Here is a 15507-nt window from a genome sequence, read left to right as displayed (position 1 = left end):
TTTCGACAGCCGTTTCGTTTGTGTTATAATGGTTTTTATATATTTTACAACATCTAGGAAAGCGGGGAACTATTCGTGCTGCTTCCACAAATAAATGATCCACAACAACTGAAATCACTGTCAGTCGAAGAATTAACTACTCTTGCAGAGGAAATTCGACGATTTCTGATTGAGAAGCTTACAGCAACCGGCGGGCACCTCGGTTCTAATCTGGGGGTGGTGGAGCTCACGCTGGCCTTACATTATTGCTACAACAGTCCTCGTGACAAAATGATCTACGACGTTGGCCACCAAGCCTATGTCCACAAAATACTGACCGGCCGTCAAGATCGCTTTGATACCCTGCGCAAATATCAGGGATTGTGCGGCTTTGTTAAGCGCTCTGAAAGCGAACATGATGTGTGGGAGGCTGGACATAGCAGCACCTCTTTGTCGGCAGCGATGGGGATGGCTATGGCTCGTGATCTTAAAGGCGAAGACAACAAGGTGATTGCCGTGATTGGGGACGGTGCGCTTACCGGCGGGATGGCTTTTGAAGCGCTTAACCACATTGGCCATGAGAAGCGTAAGCTGATGGTTATTTTGAACGATAATGAAATGTCGATTGCTCCGAATGTAGGGGCGATGCACAATTATTTAAGTAAAATTCGTTCGGACCGTCATTATTTGCGTGCCAAAGACGAGGTTGAAGGGCTGCTTAAGAAGATTCCGGCCATCGGTGGACGATTAGCGAAAACCGCTGAACAGTTAAAAAACAGTCTTAAATATATGATGGTTCCTGGAGTATTGTTTGAAGAGCTTGGCTTTACGTATCTTGGGCCAGTGGATGGACATGATCTGGAGAAAATGATCGACACCTTCCATCAAGCAGATAACGTGGCGGGTCCTGTGCTTGTGCATGTGCTGACGACCAAAGGCAAGGGCTACAAACCGGCTGAGACTGATTTTTATAAATCGCATGCCATTTCGCCTTACAAAATTGAGTCGGGTCAGGCACTTAAAGCTGTAGGTCCTCCAATGTACACCGAAGTATTTGGCAGTACGCTGATTGAGCTGGGACGTGAAGATTCGCGTCTGATTGCAGTTACCCCTGCGATGCCAGGCGGTTCAGGTTTGTTTCCTTTTGCGAAGGAATTCCCGGATCGCATGATTGACGTCGGGATTGCAGAGCAGCATGCGGCAACCTTGTGTGCAGCTTTGGCTATGGAAGGGATGAAGCCGGTATACGCCGTGTATTCTACCTTCATGCAGCGTGCCTATGATCAGATCGTCCATGATATTTGCCGCCATAACGCCAATGTTATGTTCGCCATTGACCGCGCTGGATTTGTGGGTGCAGATGGGGAGACTCATCAGGGTGTGTACGATGTTGCTTTTATGCGCCATATCCCTAATATGGTTATGATGATGCCAAAAGACGAAAATGAGCTGCGCCATATGATGAAGACGGCACTTGAATATAATGACGGTCCAATTGCTTACCGCTATCCGCGTATTAACGGAACAGGTGTGGCAATGGATGCTGAACTGCATACCCTTCCTATAGGATCATGGGAACGACTGCGTACAGGAGAAGGATATGCTGTAGTGGCATGTGGTCCTATGGTTCAAGTGGCTGAAGAAGCCGCTGATTTGCTGAAGCGGGAAGGGATTCAGGTGGGTGTTGTGAATGCGCGTTTCCTGAAGCCGCTTGATAACTCCATGCTTCTTGATTTGGCTCATGCTGGAACCAATATGGTTGTTATTGAAGAGGCATGCCAAGCGGGAAGTCTCGGCAGTGCGGTATTGGAATTCTACGCGGAGCATGAAATTTATGACGCTCGTGTACATCTGATGGGTGTGCCCGACATCTTCGTGGAGCATGGCTCCATTAAAGAACAACGTCAGCAAACAGGTCTTACCGTAGAAGCGTTATGTGCACGTATCAAGTCCATGATGGCTCTAAGTGCTTATAATTACAAAACGACTTCGTCTTCCTAAGTGGAAGCCGAAGATTAGTAACCCTTGAACGATCGGGAGATGACCATGGAACACCGTAAAGAACGGATTGATGTACTGCTTGTGGAGCAAGGTTTTTATGAAAGCCGGGAGAAAGCTAAAGCTGCTATTATGGCAGGGTTGGTGCTCGCGGATGAGGAACGTATTGAAAAAGCTGGCATGAAGGTCTCGCGGGAATCTACCCTTAAGGTTAAAGGCTCTGTGCATCCGTATGTCAGTCGTGGAGGCCTAAAGCTGGAGAAGGCTCTTCGCCAATTTAATATTGATCTTACCGGTCGGAACATGCTGGACATTGGTGCTTCCACTGGCGGCTTCACAGATTGTGCGCTTCAGAATGGTGTAAGCCATGTGTATGCCATTGATGTTGGCTATAACCAGCTGGATTGGTCACTGCGTAATGATGAGCGAGTGAGCGTTATGGAGCGTACAAATTTCCGGTATATGACACCTACAGATTTGCAGGGTCCTGTTCCGGACTTTGCCAGTATTGATGTATCTTTTATTTCCTTAAAAATAATTCTCCCACCCCTCAAAGCCTTGCTGCAACGTCCAGCAGATATCGCTGCACTCATCAAGCCGCAATTTGAGGCTGGACGTGAGAAGGTTGGAAAATCAGGTGTGATTCGTGATTCCGCTGTCCATAAAGAGGTTTTGATTAATGTACTGACTATGGCTGCAGAGTTAGGATTCGGTCTCCATGGATTGACTTTTTCGCCAATTACAGGCGGGGAAGGCAATATTGAGTTTCTTGCTCACTGGAGACTGATGCCAGAAGTGGCGGAAGGCGAAGAATCATCCGTACAGCCGGCAGCTGCTGTTGCAGCAGTCATTCCAGTGGAGGACTTTCCATCCCTTGCTGATGAAGTGATTAAGCAGGCTACGGGTACTTTTAATGTGAGTTCTACTCATGGAAACTCCCTGCGCCGCTAGAGCTTTATGAACACCCCGTCAACCTCAAATGGTCAGCGGGGTGTTTTGCAGATTTGCTCAAATGGATTGAATTTATTAAAATAAAGACCCGGTATAAAATCCGGGTCTTTATATTTTGAATCTTTTTTGGAATTACTGTGCTTGTTGTAATTGTAAATTGCTGAATTAGCGAATAATATCAATTATGCGGAAAGCTTATAAAAAGACAGCTTAGAAGCAGGATTTACCAGGGCTTCACGCGAATAAATCACCGAGGTGATTGATAGTGGCGGGTAGCTCTGACAAGGTCGTTATGGCGTTTATTGGGGTAGCATTATCGATTTTTATAATATATCGGATATATGTATGGCTGCAGAGTTCTCCGCGTTCTTTTATGAAGGATCAGATTCCGTTCAATAAAGTGATTATTCCACATCCCTCTATTGATATACTTGAGGATGAGGGATATGAGGTCGTTGGAGGGAAATTAAAAATCCCTTTGTCTTTCAACGTAAATGGGGCGCAGATGTATAGCCGGTTATTTATAGATTATGTGGCGACAAAAGAGGAAGGCTCGTTATATTTAGTTATCCTTTCCAGACCACGCAAGCCTTTGGATTTCACAGGCAGCGGCTTACGTGATACCTTGCTTCCCTACCTGCTGATCTATCCGGAATGCAGCGGCGTTCTATATGTTAATGTAGCAACAGCATCGATCCATGTAATTAAGCTTGGCAAAGACGACGGAGAATCAAACTGAGTCCATATTTTTTATATACCAGGAGGCAACAATGAAGGGACAACGACATATTAAGATTCGTGAAATTATTACACAAAAGGATATCGAAACACAGGACGAGCTTGTGGAAGCCTTGCGTGAATCAGGTTTTCAAGTTACGCAAGCTACAGTATCTCGAGATATAAAAGAGCTGTTGCTCATCAAGGTACCCATGGATGATGGAAGATATAAATATTCACTACCAACAGATCAACGGTATAATCCCATTCAGAAGCTTAAGCGCGTCCTTGTGGATAATTTTGTGCAGATCGATTCCTCGGCTAATCTTGTGGTGATGAAATGTTTACCAGGTACGGCTAACTCTGTCGCTGCTTTGATTGATAATATTGACTGGCCGCAAATTATGGGAACCCTTTCTGGTGATGATACAATCCTTATTATTTGCCGTTTACCTGAGGACAGTAAAACTGTAATTTCACAAATCATGGGTTATATTTCTTAATTATAATTAATCAGATGCCTGTCATCTTCTCGGAGGTGCTCTATTAGTGTTAGAAACCTTGTCTATACGCAATCTTGCCGTCGTTGAGGCGGTTGATGTGCATTTTTATCCTGGCTTCCACGTGCTTACAGGGGAGACCGGGGCAGGTAAATCCATTATTATTGATGCGCTTGGATTGATTGTTGGAGGCCGCGGTTCAGCGGATTCCATTCGTTATGGTTGTGAAAAAGCGGAGATGGAGGCGCTCTTCAGTCTTCCCAGCGGTCATCCCGTTTGGGAGACTTTGGAGCGTCTTGGCATTGAGGCCCAGCGCGAGGAGCATCTTATTATACGACGCGAGCTTACCTCTCAAGGTAAAAGTACATCACGTGTAAATGGACAGATGGTCAATCTTACCATGCTTCGCGAGATCGGCGAGCAGCTGGTTAATATACACGGCCAGCATGAGCACCAGAACTTGCTGAAGGCGGAACGGCATCTGGGACTGCTGGATACATACGGAGATCCGATTATTGGTCCGCTAAAGGCAGTTTTTCAGGAAAGGTATTCTGCCTTCGCGAAGGTGGAGAAAGAGCTGCGAGAGCTGCAGGAATCCAGTCAGAAGGCATACCAAATGCTTGACTTATATCGTTTTCAGCTTGAAGAAATTTCATCCGCCGGATTAAAACCGGGAGAAGATGAATTACTTACCGAAGAACGGGTCAAACTATCCCACAGTGAGAAAATGATGGATTCCGTATCGGGTGCATATGAGCTGCTTTACGACAGACAAGGCTTGGAATCGATCGGTAATGTTATTTCCAGACTTGAGGATGCAGTTCGTTACGATGAGAAGGGTTTGCGAACAGTGCTCGAACAGCTGCAGTCCTCATATTACCAGCTAGAGGATGCTGCTTTTCAGCTTCGTGATTACCGGGAAAATATCGAGTTCAATCCGATGCGACTTGAAGAAATCGAGAATCGTCTGGATTTGATTACTGGACTCCGACGTAAATATGGAGAGAGTGTAGAACAGATTTTGGCTTATTATGAACAAATTCACCGGGAAACTGATTTGCTTGAGAATAAAGATGAATATCTGGAGAAACTGACGGCGAAGCGCGATTCGCTGCTGTCTGTATTAATGGAAGCAGCTACGGAATTAAGTGAAGCACGCAAGCTTTGTGCTGCTGATCTGGCCACCCAAGTGGAGGGTGAGCTTAAAGACCTTCAAATGGAAAGAACTTCGTTGCAGGTCAAATTAGACACGCTGGAGGACCCGCGTGGAGTGGAATACAATGGTCGGCGTATTCGCCTCACAAGACAAGGGATAGACAGCGCAGAATTTATGATATCCCCTAACCCGGGCGAACCCCTGAGACCGCTTGGCAAAATCGCCTCTGGTGGTGAGCTGTCGCGTATTATGCTGGCAATGAAAAGTATTTTTGCGCGCCATGATGCAATTCCAGTTCTGATTTTTGATGAAGTGGATACCGGTGTCAGCGGCAGAGCCGCTCAGTCCATCGCAGATAAGCTGTTTAAGCTGTCCTCTACCTGTCAGGTGTTCTCCATTACTCACTTGCCGCAGGTGGCTTGTATGGCTGACCATCAGTACTTAATCCGCAAAAAGGTTGAGGATGGAAGAACCATGACTGAAGTGGAATCCCTAACGAACGATGGACGTGTAATGGAGCTGGCCCGGATGCTGGGTGGCGTAGAAATTACCGAAAAAACATTGCATCACTCGCAGGAAATGCTTAATCTGGCCGAGGCAAGTAAGGCTGCAACAAGCTAAGCGGAGCAATGATTGACAGTAATAAAAGCCTGGGGGCAAGGTTATCTTATAGGTACGCAATTGGCGACCACCTTTTTCGTCAAGCGAAAGAAGCAAAAGGGAGCGTGACAGCCATTGAAGCCTAACCTCAGGAAGTTAATGCCAGGCCTTTTATTTGCCTTCTTTCTTAGTTTATCGGGCATAACGGGAACAAATCTAAGTTCTGCTGCACCACTGCATGGTGAACCAGCCAAGGTGACTGCACAAGGAATTCATTCCGAGCTTAAGGTGATCCCGGGAGGTCAAACGATCGGTGTGAAAGTGAAATCAGCAGGTGTTTTGGTTGTTGGTCATCATCTGATTGAAGTATCCGAGAAATCTAAGCTTTCCCCAGGAGAGGTCAGCGGTTTAGTGCCGGGTGATCTGATGATCTCCATGAATGGTGAGAAATTGGATGAGTTGTCCAAGGTGGCCAAGCTGGTGGATCGTGCTGGTAAAGCGAATAACCCCTTGACCATTGTCTTCAAACGCGGAGGTAAAGAGCATACAGCTAAGTTAAAGCCCGCGTATGACATTCATGACAAAGTGTGGCGGTTAGGCCTGTACATTCGTGATTCAGCAGCGGGTGTCGGCACATTAACTTTTTATGCTCCCGAGCAAGGTGTATATGGAGCTTTGGGACATGTGATTACAGACATGAATACCGGTACTCCAATTGTTGTAGGCAGTGGTCATATCGTTCAGTCCAGTGTCACCTCCATATCCAAAAGCCAGGATGGCGATCCGGGCGAGAAACGAGCGCATTTTTTGAAAGAAAGCCAAGTGCTTGGAAATGTGGAGAGTAATACTGACTTCGGCATCTTCGGTAAAATGAGCTCCAATCCCGAGCACAGTCTTTACAAAGAACCGATCCCCGTGGCGATGAGCGATCAAGTCAAGGAAGGTCCTGCTGAGATCCTAACTGTAGTTGACGGACAGCAGGTGGAGCGGTTTAAGGTTGAGATCATTCATGTAGCACATCAGCAAACGCCAGCCACTAAAGGAATGGTGCTGCGAATCACCGATCCACGTCTTATCGATAAGACAGGCGGTATCGTTCAAGGTATGAGCGGAAGTCCTATCGTACAGGATGGCCGCCTCATCGGAGCCGTAACTCATGTATTTGTAAATGATCCTAAGTCCGGTTATGGGTGCTTCATCGAATGGATGCTTCAAGATTCAGGTGTGACCAAACAGGAGAATAGGTATTCATTAAATCTTAAGGCGGTTTAGCCTTAAGATTTTTTGTCGAACGATTGCGAAGAACCTCGAACATTGAGATAAAATATTTAATTATAATCCAACGCAGAAAAAAAATAAAGAAAAATAATTTTCGACAGAAGGGAATTCGATCTCCATGTCGAAAACGTAAGAGACAAGAAAAAAATGTTATTTTCGAATAGCAGATATAATTAAGGAGGAAGCAGCCAGTGCAGAATATTGAAGTGTTGTTGGCCGATGATAACAGGGAATTTACGAATTTGCTTTCCGAGTACATTTCTGAGCAAGAAGATATGACCGTAACGGGTATCGCCTACAATGGTGAAGAAGTGCTTCAAATGCTTAGCGAAGCACGTAAAATTCCCGATGTTCTTATTCTTGATATCATCATGCCGCATTTAGACGGCCTAGGTGTATTGGAACGTCTACGTGATATGGATCTGAATCCTCAACCGAAGATCATCATGCTGACTGCTTTTGGTCAGGAGAACATCACTCAAAGAGCTGTACAGCTTGGTGCATCCTATTATATTTTGAAACCGTTCGATATGGAGGTCCTGGCAAATCGTGTACGTCAGCTTGTCGGCTCTCAAGGCAGCATGAGCTCCTCCTCCAACATGTACAATTATTCGTCGACGTCCAGATCGAATGTAGTGCCGCTCTCTAAGGGCAAGAACCTCGACGCTAACATTACCTCGATTATCCATGAAATCGGTGTCCCAGCGCATATCAAGGGTTATCAGTACCTGCGTGAAGCGATCACCATGGTATATAACAATATCGAGATCCTAGGTGCGATTACGAAGACGCTCTACCCAGCAATCGCTGAGAAGTTCAAGACCACGCCTTCACGCGTTGAACGTGCCATTCGCCATGCGATTGAAGTGGCTTGGACCCGTGGCAACATCGATTCCATCAGCCATTTATTCGGCTACACCATTAATATCTCCAAATCTAAGCCTACTAACTCGGAATTTATTGCCATGGTAGCCGACAAGCTGCGGATTGAGCATAAGGTTAGTTGAAAGGGTTAGGGGTAGTGCGGGGTACAGTCAGTATAAAATCGATAAACTTGTTTTGAACCGATAAACTTTTTTAATCTCGCCCGATAAACCTAAATGGTTTATTGGGTTTTGTTTTTATTTAAAGATTAGCCATCTTATAAATGGTGAAACTCAAGCAGGGGGCTTAGAACAATCGGGCGAGCTGGTTAGATAAACCGATTCTTCTATCAGATATAGAGAACTACATTTATGAGTTAAGTCGGAGGAATCTTCATGAATTATTACGAATCAGGTGTTGAAAGAATTAAGAATATTGATGCGAATTTATACATTGGAATTTCAAAAAAAAGATACGAAGAAGTAAGATCTAGAGGTGAATATGAAGCAGATGCTAATTTGATTGCAGAGTATTACCGTAGAGTCGGCGTGTTTTTGCAGTTTATCTCGAGGGAAGCAGCAAGTATATACATAGGAATGGATATGTTATTAGGTTTTAAAATGGAGGAAAATGAGTGGGACAGTTTCTTAGAAACGTGTCCGAATTTTAATAAAATTGATATTATGCTTATGAAATTAATAAGTATACATTATTTACGCTGGTGCTCTTTGCTTGAGGCGCGCGACAATATCGCATTACAGTTTCCAGATATATATGAACCGATGATCAAATTATTTGAGAGAGGTGGGGGACGGATTAATACCCATCACCACGAACTGGTTGGTGGATTTGGAGCTTTTTCACGCTCTATTTATGCAAATAGAGGAGATATGACCCCTTTTGATATAAGCGATGTTGCTCTAGAAAATATCATTAAGGAAGTAGAACTAGCAGAAGGTTACTTAGCGGACTATAAGAACGGAAATTTATCAGAAAATAATTGTATCCGCTGTGGTAACAAATTATTGATCCTACCAAACTTATCGGATTATGGTTATCAGTGGTATAAAATTAAATGCGAGACTAAAGACTGTTTTGATAAAAATTTCTCATGATACTTCAATATAGTCATATCAATCAGAGTGTCCGCGGCAAGAGCTATCAAGAAATCAATGCAGTAAAAAGACACTGAGATCTATTCATCAGTGTCTTTTTTGTAGATACTTTTCCACCAACATTTTATTTCATCGTTCTTGTAATCATTTCATTCAGAAGGTTGGAATTTAAAGCAACTTAATCAGCTCTTCTAGCTCATCAACCATACCTTTTGCAAGTTCAAAATTATTGCCTTTTAAAGCTAATTCTATTTTCATTTCAACTGCTTTTTTATTTTGTTCATTTTCTAAATAATCTTTATCAAAATGACTGGCATAAATCATCTTTCTGAATTTTCGCATACTCATTTTTCTAATCGTCTTATCTTCAATGATTAGTACATAATCCATCCCATTTACTACAGAATAGAAATCATGAGAAATCATGAGTATCGCACCTTTATAGTCTTCAATGGCTTTCTCCAATGCGATTTGTGTATAGGTGTCTAAATGGCTTGTCGGTTCATCAAGAAGCAATAAGTTTGCTTTGCTAGCAGAAACTTTTGCCAATTGCAGTATATTTTTTTCGCCACCAGATAAAGATTCTATCTTTTGATTAAGAATTTCTCCTTCAAAGCCATAGTTTGAAAGATGTGCTCTAATTTCGTCATAAGTTGCAAACCCGGCATCGATGAAGTCTTCTAGTATGGTATTAGAATCCTTTAGCACTTCGTCTTGAAGCTGAGAAAGATAAGCCACTTTAACATCAGCATTTATTTCAATTGAATCATGATTATTTTTAAAGATATCTCGGAGTAAAGTCGTTTTCCCGGTACCGTTTGGACCGATAAGAGCTACTTTATCTGTAGGTTTCATCTCAAAGTTAACATTTTCTAAAATCAACTCATCAAAGGAAACACTATAATTATTCACATTTAAAACAGTGATGTCTTCTTCAATTTCATTGTCCACACCAAAACTGATTTTTGGTTGCTTAATATCAACGAATGGCGCTTTAATTTTTCGCGCTTCCAATCTTTCTTGAAACTTAACCCTAGCTTTTAACGCTCTTCCTCTAGATGCTTCTGAATTATAGGTTGCGATCGCTCTAAGATTATCGATAATGTTATCGTATCTCTCTATTTCTTCTTGTTCAGCGACTGCTATTTCTTGTAACTCAATTTTCGTCTGAAGTAATGAGAAGTTATACTCAATATATCGCCCATCGAACTCTTGGATCTCCATGTTTTCAAGGTGTATAATTTTGTTAAAACAATGATTCAATAGGTAACGGTTATGCGTAACAACTAGCAATATTCCTTTGTGAGCATTAATAAGATTTTTAAGTGCATTTAGGTTTTCAAAATCTAAAAATACATCGGGCTCATCCATAATCATTAAGTCTGGATTCTTCAGCATTTCCTTCATCACTTGAATAAGCTTGAATTCCCCACCACTTAGGTCGGATACCCTAGCATCTTTTAGCTTCAAGAGGTTGGCTAAATTTAGTTTCTTATTAATATTGCTTTCAAAATCATTTCCATCCATTAAATCAAAGGCATCTAGAGCTAATTGATACTTTTCGAGTAATGAATCAATATCTGATGATGTTTCCATTTCAGTGAGGATAGCTGTTATTTCATTTTGTATCTTAATAAATTCTTCTCCTATATATTCAAAAACGGTTGTTTCTTTAGATTTGTCTAGTTGCGAAAACTGACTTACATACCCAATTTTGCAGGTTGGGTCCATCTCTAGCTTGCCTTCGAACAAATATTTTTCTGGATCCATCAGTATATCGATCAGTGTACTTTTACCACTGCCGCTTGTTCCTATAAAAGCGCAATGTTGTGCCTCTTCAAGCGTAAATGAAATGTTTTTATATAGGTCTTTTTGCGGGAATGCGAAGGATAAGTTATCAACTTTTATCATAGTGTTACCTTTCTTAACTAAAAATAGTGACTATTATAAGATGTATTGAAGAGTACAGATTTTGAGTTTACCGTTGATAGAGTAACACTGTTTACAAGCAACTTCAATCATTTCGCATTAAAGTTGCTTGTGAAATTTTAAAATACAACTTAGAACAATATGATCACGCCTGCCCAGATAGCGTCTTATAGCTCGGTTACATCTGGCCAGTAGTTGGGTTGGCTGTGGCACGGAAAGAAGATTGCAGATGCGATTGTAGTAAATAATTCGGCCTACGTATCTGTACGCGCGATGTCCGAAGCGACCGGAGTAGGGGTGACGGTTGAAGGAAAAACGATAATAGTGGAGAGTAAGGAGACTGAGAAGGCAGCGCTAAAGGCAAGTATTGCTGCGGCTAAACTCCGGGAAAGATTAGCAGGGGCAGAATCAAGCATTCAAGTTCACAAAGAAGCGATCCAACTGGTGGACACTACTGCGGGTGACCTAACAAGCGCAGCAGACTTAGAGGCTCGAAGAAACTATATCGCGGAGTTGAATAAACGTGTAGAATTCATGGGAATAGAAATTTTGCAGATTAAGGCGCAGCTCGGCGAATAATAAATGAATAATAACAAAGAGTCTCGTCATTACTGGTGCGGCTTTTTTTACTTGCAATTAGATAAATCCCTTCCATTCTCACAAAGCTCTACTTCACAAAACATACACCCATTTGGCAAATAATGTTTGACATGTGAGGAATGTCACTGATAAGATGATGTAAATTAAACCTAGTTGAATAATCGGATAAGGTTCTTTAGAGGATCTCATTATTTTTTTGCTCTTAATACCTATTAAATACATAAGTATAGTTGAATTTATATTTATCGGAAAGGGTGAATGGAGTGTCGGAGGAAACACTGGTTATCGAACATTTGAATAAAGTATTCGCCGCGCCTGCAGGTGATGTTATCGCATTAAGCAATATTCAGCTGAAGGTGAAAAAAGGCGAGTTGATTACGATTATAGGTCCCAGCGGCTGCGGAAAAAGTACCTTGCTAAAAATAGTGGCAGGACTGGATACGGGCTATAGCGGCACGGTTCTACTGAATGGCAAACAGATCGACGGACCGAGTATTGAGAAGGGATTTATTTTTCAAGAACCAAGACTTTTTCCGTGGTTGACGGTGGAGCATAATATTGCAGCAAATTTATCGCTTAAAAATCCAGAGGTTCGCAAAAAAGTAGCTGAATTGATTGAACTTGTACGATTAAAGGGTTTTGAGAAATCCTATCCACGTGAGCTGTCAGGCGGGATGGCCCAACGAGTATCTATTGCTAGGGCGTTGCTCCGTAATCCGGATGTATTATTGCTCGATGAACCTTTTGGCGCACTAGACGCTTTTACTAGATCACATCTGCAAGAGGTACTTCTTGATATTTGGCAGAGCAATAAGACGACTATGTTATTTGTGACTCATGATCTGGATGAAGCTGTATTCCTGGGCGAGCGGGTAGTCATTATGAATCCCCGACCTGGGCATATTCGCAATATTCTTCCCATCGATTTACCGTTTCCGCGAAAAAGATCCAGTACTTCATTCCAAGAATTACGTCGACTGGTTCTGAGTGAGTTTGAGAAAGTAGAAGAACCGGCAATCGATGTTGGAGCTGGTATCTAGATAAAGAGAGTCCATTTTTTATAAAAAGGGGAGAAATGATCCATGAAATTATTTCGTAATTCACTACTTCTTATGCTTGTTTTGACTGTATTTGCAACGGGCTGCGCTTCGAATGAAAAGAGTGCGGGAAAGAACGACGCCAACAAATATGAAGGTGTGACCATTAAGATTGGCGTGCAGGGCAGCGGGGGGATGTTTGGTAAAGCCCGTGAGGAAAAATGGTATGAGCAAGAATTTGATAAGCTGGGCGTAAAAGTAGAATGGACGGAATTTCAAAGTGGACCCCCAATGACAGAGGCGATCGCTTCTAATAAGTTGGACATAGCGACTCTTGGTAACATGCCGGTGATTGCAGCCCAAGCTGCGGGTATTCCTATTAAGATTATCTCACAAGTATTAGAAGGTACGAATAACGTTGCTCTTCTTGTACCTGGTAGTAGTACTGCTCAGAAACTGGAGGATCTGAAAGGCAAGAAGATAGCTGTTACAAAAGGCAGCAATGCTTACAACTTCCTTTATCGCGGTATTGAGGAATCAGGTCTTAAAGAAGCAGATTTTGAGATTATCCAGCTACAGCCCGATGAAGCACAACCTGCATTTGAATCCGGTGGCGTTGATGCATGGGCTACATGGGATCCGTATATTACTCTAAACGCATTGACCGGTAAAGGGAAGGTTTTGACGGATGGTGAGCAATTGGGTGTCTTATCTCCTTCTTTTGTGATCTCCCGTTCAGCGTTCGCAGAGAAATATCCAGAACTAGTTACGCTTTATTTAAAAGTGACCAACAAAGCTATAGCTTGGGAGACAGATAATCGCGCTGAAGCGACTGAAAGATATGCAGCTGAGCGGAACATTCCGGCAGCGGTAATCGAGGGTACGTTTGAACGTTCCCAGATGATCAACATTCCAATTAGTGATGCTGTTGTTGAAGAATTGCAGAAGACAGCCGATTTTCAATTTAATATTAAGAACATCCGTAAAGAGATTGAAGTTTCTAAAATAACAGACAATCAATATATTGAAGCAGCACTGAAGGAACCTTTGAAGTAACGGATGAAACCACAGATGTAGAAAAGAGGTTGTTTACATGCAATTCAGTGCTGAAAAAGCTGTGATCTCGCCACTAATCCATAAAAAGAATCCAGTAAAGAAACGTGGACTTTCCATCCAAACGACGAATATATTGCTTGGACTTATCTTACCAATTGCTTTACTCCTGATTTGGGAGATAGCCGGAGCGATGGGAAAGTTAAATCCTATATTGCTGCCAAGGCCAAGTGAAATATGGCGGGAACTGGTTAGCTTGACCGCGTCCGGTGAGCTGGCGAAACATTTAGGCATATCTGCTTGGCGGGCACTGCTTGGTTTCTTAATTGGGGGAGGGCTTGGCTTAGCGGCGGGTTTGTGGGTAGGCTTCTCATACAAAACAGAACGTTTGCTGGATCCGTCGCTGCAAATGCTGCGCACGCTGCCTCATTTAGCAATCGCTCCACTATTTATTTTGTGGTTCGGATTCGGTGAAACCTCAAAAATATTGTTGATTGCCAAAGGTTCATTTTTCCCGTTATACGTGAACACATTTCTAGGAATCCGTTCGGTGGACAACAAGTTGTTTGATGTTGGGAGAGTACTGCAATTCAGTAAATGGCAGATGGTGAGTAAGTTAATTATTCCAGCCTCACTGCCCAACATCTTTTTAGGTATCCGCTTGTCTGTGGGCATAGCTTGGCTTGGACTTGTCGTAGCGGAGATGATGGGTTCTAGCTCAGGTGTTGGCTATCTAATCAATGACGCGCGATCGTTTTCTTTGACCACAGTGGTATTTGTTGGGATCATCGTGTTTGCCGTAGTAGGAAAGCTGTCAGACTCATTAGTAAAGTTGTTGGAATCGAGATTGCTAAGATGGCAAGACAGTTATAGAGGAGATAAAGGATCATGAGCAATCACCTATCCAGTAATAAAATAGAGCGTCACGACGATGGTTTAAGCTGGATTCCAAAAAAACTGCATGGCTGGATTGTACCTCTAGCTCTAGTGGTGATTTGGGAAGTGGCAGCTGCGCTCCATTTAGTCTCTGCGACGACATTGCCTGCTCCATCTACCATTATTGCGCAGTTCTTTTCTTTAATAGCTAGCGGTGAGCTGTTTCGACATCTGGGGATTAGCGCCTATCGGGCAGGGCTTGGCTTTTTATTGGGATCTGCTACTGGACTGCTGCTTGGCTTATCTACAGGACTTGGGAAATTAGTAGAGCGTACACTGGATCCATCTTTACAGATGCTTCGAACGATTCCATTACTTGCCCTTATTCCGTTATTCATTTTGTGGTTTGGTGTGGGTGAATTTTCTAAAATACTAATGATTTCATTAGGTGCTTTTTTTCCAGTTTATCTGAACACTTTTCTAGGAATTCGTAATGTTGATATCAAGCTTGTTGAAGTATCCCGTATTTTCCAATACACAAGATGGCAGCTGCTTAGCAAAATGATTATTCCGGCTGCTATGCCTAATATTCTACTTGGTATTCGCTTATCACTTGGTGCATCGTGGCTTGTACTCGTCGTAGCGGAGATGATGGGAACAAGTGCGGGGATAGGCTATATGATTCAGGATGCCAGAGCTTATTCGCAAACAGATATAGTATTCGTTGGAATTTCAATCTTTGCAGTGATAGGAAAACTTTCGGATTCCGCAATTCGATTGCTGGAGAGAAGATGGCTGCATTGGCGTGATACATTCAAAGGTTAACGAACTCTAGAATTCGAAAGGCAGGGTCA

At 42.9% G+C, this 15507-nt stretch carries 14 protein-coding genes; 13 read left to right on the top strand and 1 reads right to left on the bottom strand.

The genetic code is table 11. The annotated features are described in order from the left end of the window. Nucleotides 1-75 precede the first annotated feature (75 nt). From dxs to MKZ09_RS24055, 8 genes are all read left to right on the top strand, one after another. Nucleotides 76-1980, top strand: coding sequence for a 1-deoxy-D-xylulose-5-phosphate synthase (gene dxs, locus MKZ09_RS24090; RefSeq protein WP_036682816.1), 1905 nt, complete (start codon nt 76-78; stop codon nt 1978-1980). A gap of 45 nt (nt 1981-2025) precedes the next feature. Next, entirely contained in the window at nt 2026-2928 is a 903-nt protein-coding gene (locus tag MKZ09_RS24085; RefSeq protein WP_076204868.1) for a TlyA family RNA methyltransferase, read from the top strand. 265 nt (nt 2929-3193) lie between these two features. Beyond that, nucleotides 3194-3667 (top strand): hypothetical protein, encoded by a 474-nt coding sequence (locus MKZ09_RS24080; RefSeq protein WP_232061423.1) that lies wholly within the window; start codon nt 3194-3196, stop codon nt 3665-3667. A 31-nt stretch (nt 3668-3698) separates the two neighbouring features. After that, nucleotides 3699-4148, top strand: a complete 450-nt coding sequence (gene ahrC, locus MKZ09_RS24075) for a transcriptional regulator AhrC/ArgR (RefSeq protein ID WP_036682813.1) — start codon at nt 3699-3701, stop codon at nt 4146-4148. Nucleotides 4149-4194: 46 nt separating this feature from the next. Further along, nucleotides 4195-5922, top strand: a complete 1728-nt coding sequence (recN, locus tag MKZ09_RS24070) for a DNA repair protein RecN (protein ID WP_076134493.1) — start codon at nt 4195-4197, stop codon at nt 5920-5922. A gap of 138 nt (nt 5923-6060) precedes the next feature. Continuing rightward, nucleotides 6061-7173, top strand: a complete 1113-nt coding sequence (gene spoIVB / locus MKZ09_RS24065; RefSeq protein WP_080742549.1) for a SpoIVB peptidase — start codon at nt 6061-6063, stop codon at nt 7171-7173. 197 nt (nt 7174-7370) lie between these two features. Beyond that, nucleotides 7371-8186 carry a sporulation transcription factor Spo0A gene (spo0A, locus tag MKZ09_RS24060; RefSeq protein WP_036682806.1) on the top strand — a complete coding sequence of 272 codons (816 nt, stop codon included), beginning with the start codon at nt 7371-7373 and terminating at the stop codon, nt 8184-8186. A 252-nt stretch (nt 8187-8438) separates the two neighbouring features. After that, a complete protein-coding gene (locus MKZ09_RS24055; protein WP_076134492.1) occupies nt 8439-9158 on the top strand; it encodes a hypothetical protein in 720 nt (239 codons plus the stop codon). 168 nt (nt 9159-9326) lie between these two features. Here the strand turns inward: MKZ09_RS24055 and MKZ09_RS24050 are convergent, their stop codons facing one another. After that, entirely contained in the window at nt 9327-11069 is a 1743-nt protein-coding gene (locus MKZ09_RS24050; RefSeq protein WP_076204865.1) for an ABC-F family ATP-binding cassette domain-containing protein, read from the bottom strand. 213 nt (nt 11070-11282) lie between these two features. On the opposite strand from MKZ09_RS24050, the gene MKZ09_RS24045 reads away from it, so the two are divergent. The 5 genes from MKZ09_RS24045 to MKZ09_RS24025 all read left to right on the top strand — a co-directional run bounded on the left by MKZ09_RS24045 (nt 11283) and on the right by MKZ09_RS24025 (nt 15478). After that, nucleotides 11283-11666: a hypothetical protein gene (locus tag MKZ09_RS24045; RefSeq protein WP_076204861.1), complete on the top strand. Its 384-nt coding sequence runs from the start codon at nt 11283-11285 to the stop codon at nt 11664-11666. 284 nt (nt 11667-11950) lie between these two features. Further along, on the top strand, nt 11951-12727 hold the full coding sequence (locus MKZ09_RS24040; protein WP_076134489.1) for an ABC transporter ATP-binding protein: 777 nt from the start codon (nt 11951-11953) through the stop codon (nt 12725-12727). A 42-nt stretch (nt 12728-12769) separates the two neighbouring features. Next, nucleotides 12770-13780 carry an aliphatic sulfonate ABC transporter substrate-binding protein gene (locus MKZ09_RS24035; protein ID WP_076204858.1) on the top strand — a complete coding sequence of 337 codons (1011 nt, stop codon included), beginning with the start codon at nt 12770-12772 and terminating at the stop codon, nt 13778-13780. 37 nt (nt 13781-13817) lie between these two features. Further along, nucleotides 13818-14669, top strand: a complete 852-nt coding sequence (locus MKZ09_RS24030) for an ABC transporter permease (RefSeq protein ID WP_038572516.1) — start codon at nt 13818-13820, stop codon at nt 14667-14669. Then, nucleotides 14666-15478, top strand: coding sequence for an ABC transporter permease (locus tag MKZ09_RS24025; RefSeq protein WP_076129474.1), 813 nt, complete (start codon nt 14666-14668; stop codon nt 15476-15478). The genes MKZ09_RS24030 and MKZ09_RS24025 overlap by 4 nt, the downstream gene beginning before the upstream one ends. The last annotated feature ends 29 nt before the right edge of the window (nt 15479-15507 follow it).

The sequence above is a fragment of the Paenibacillus sp. FSL R5-0908 genome (assembly GCF_038006245.1).
GTDB classification, from domain to species: Bacteria; Bacillota; Bacilli; order Paenibacillales; family Paenibacillaceae; genus Paenibacillus_AQ; species Paenibacillus_AQ odorifer.
Note: the sequence above shows the minus strand (reverse complement) of the source record. Positions and strands in the feature narration are given on the sequence as shown.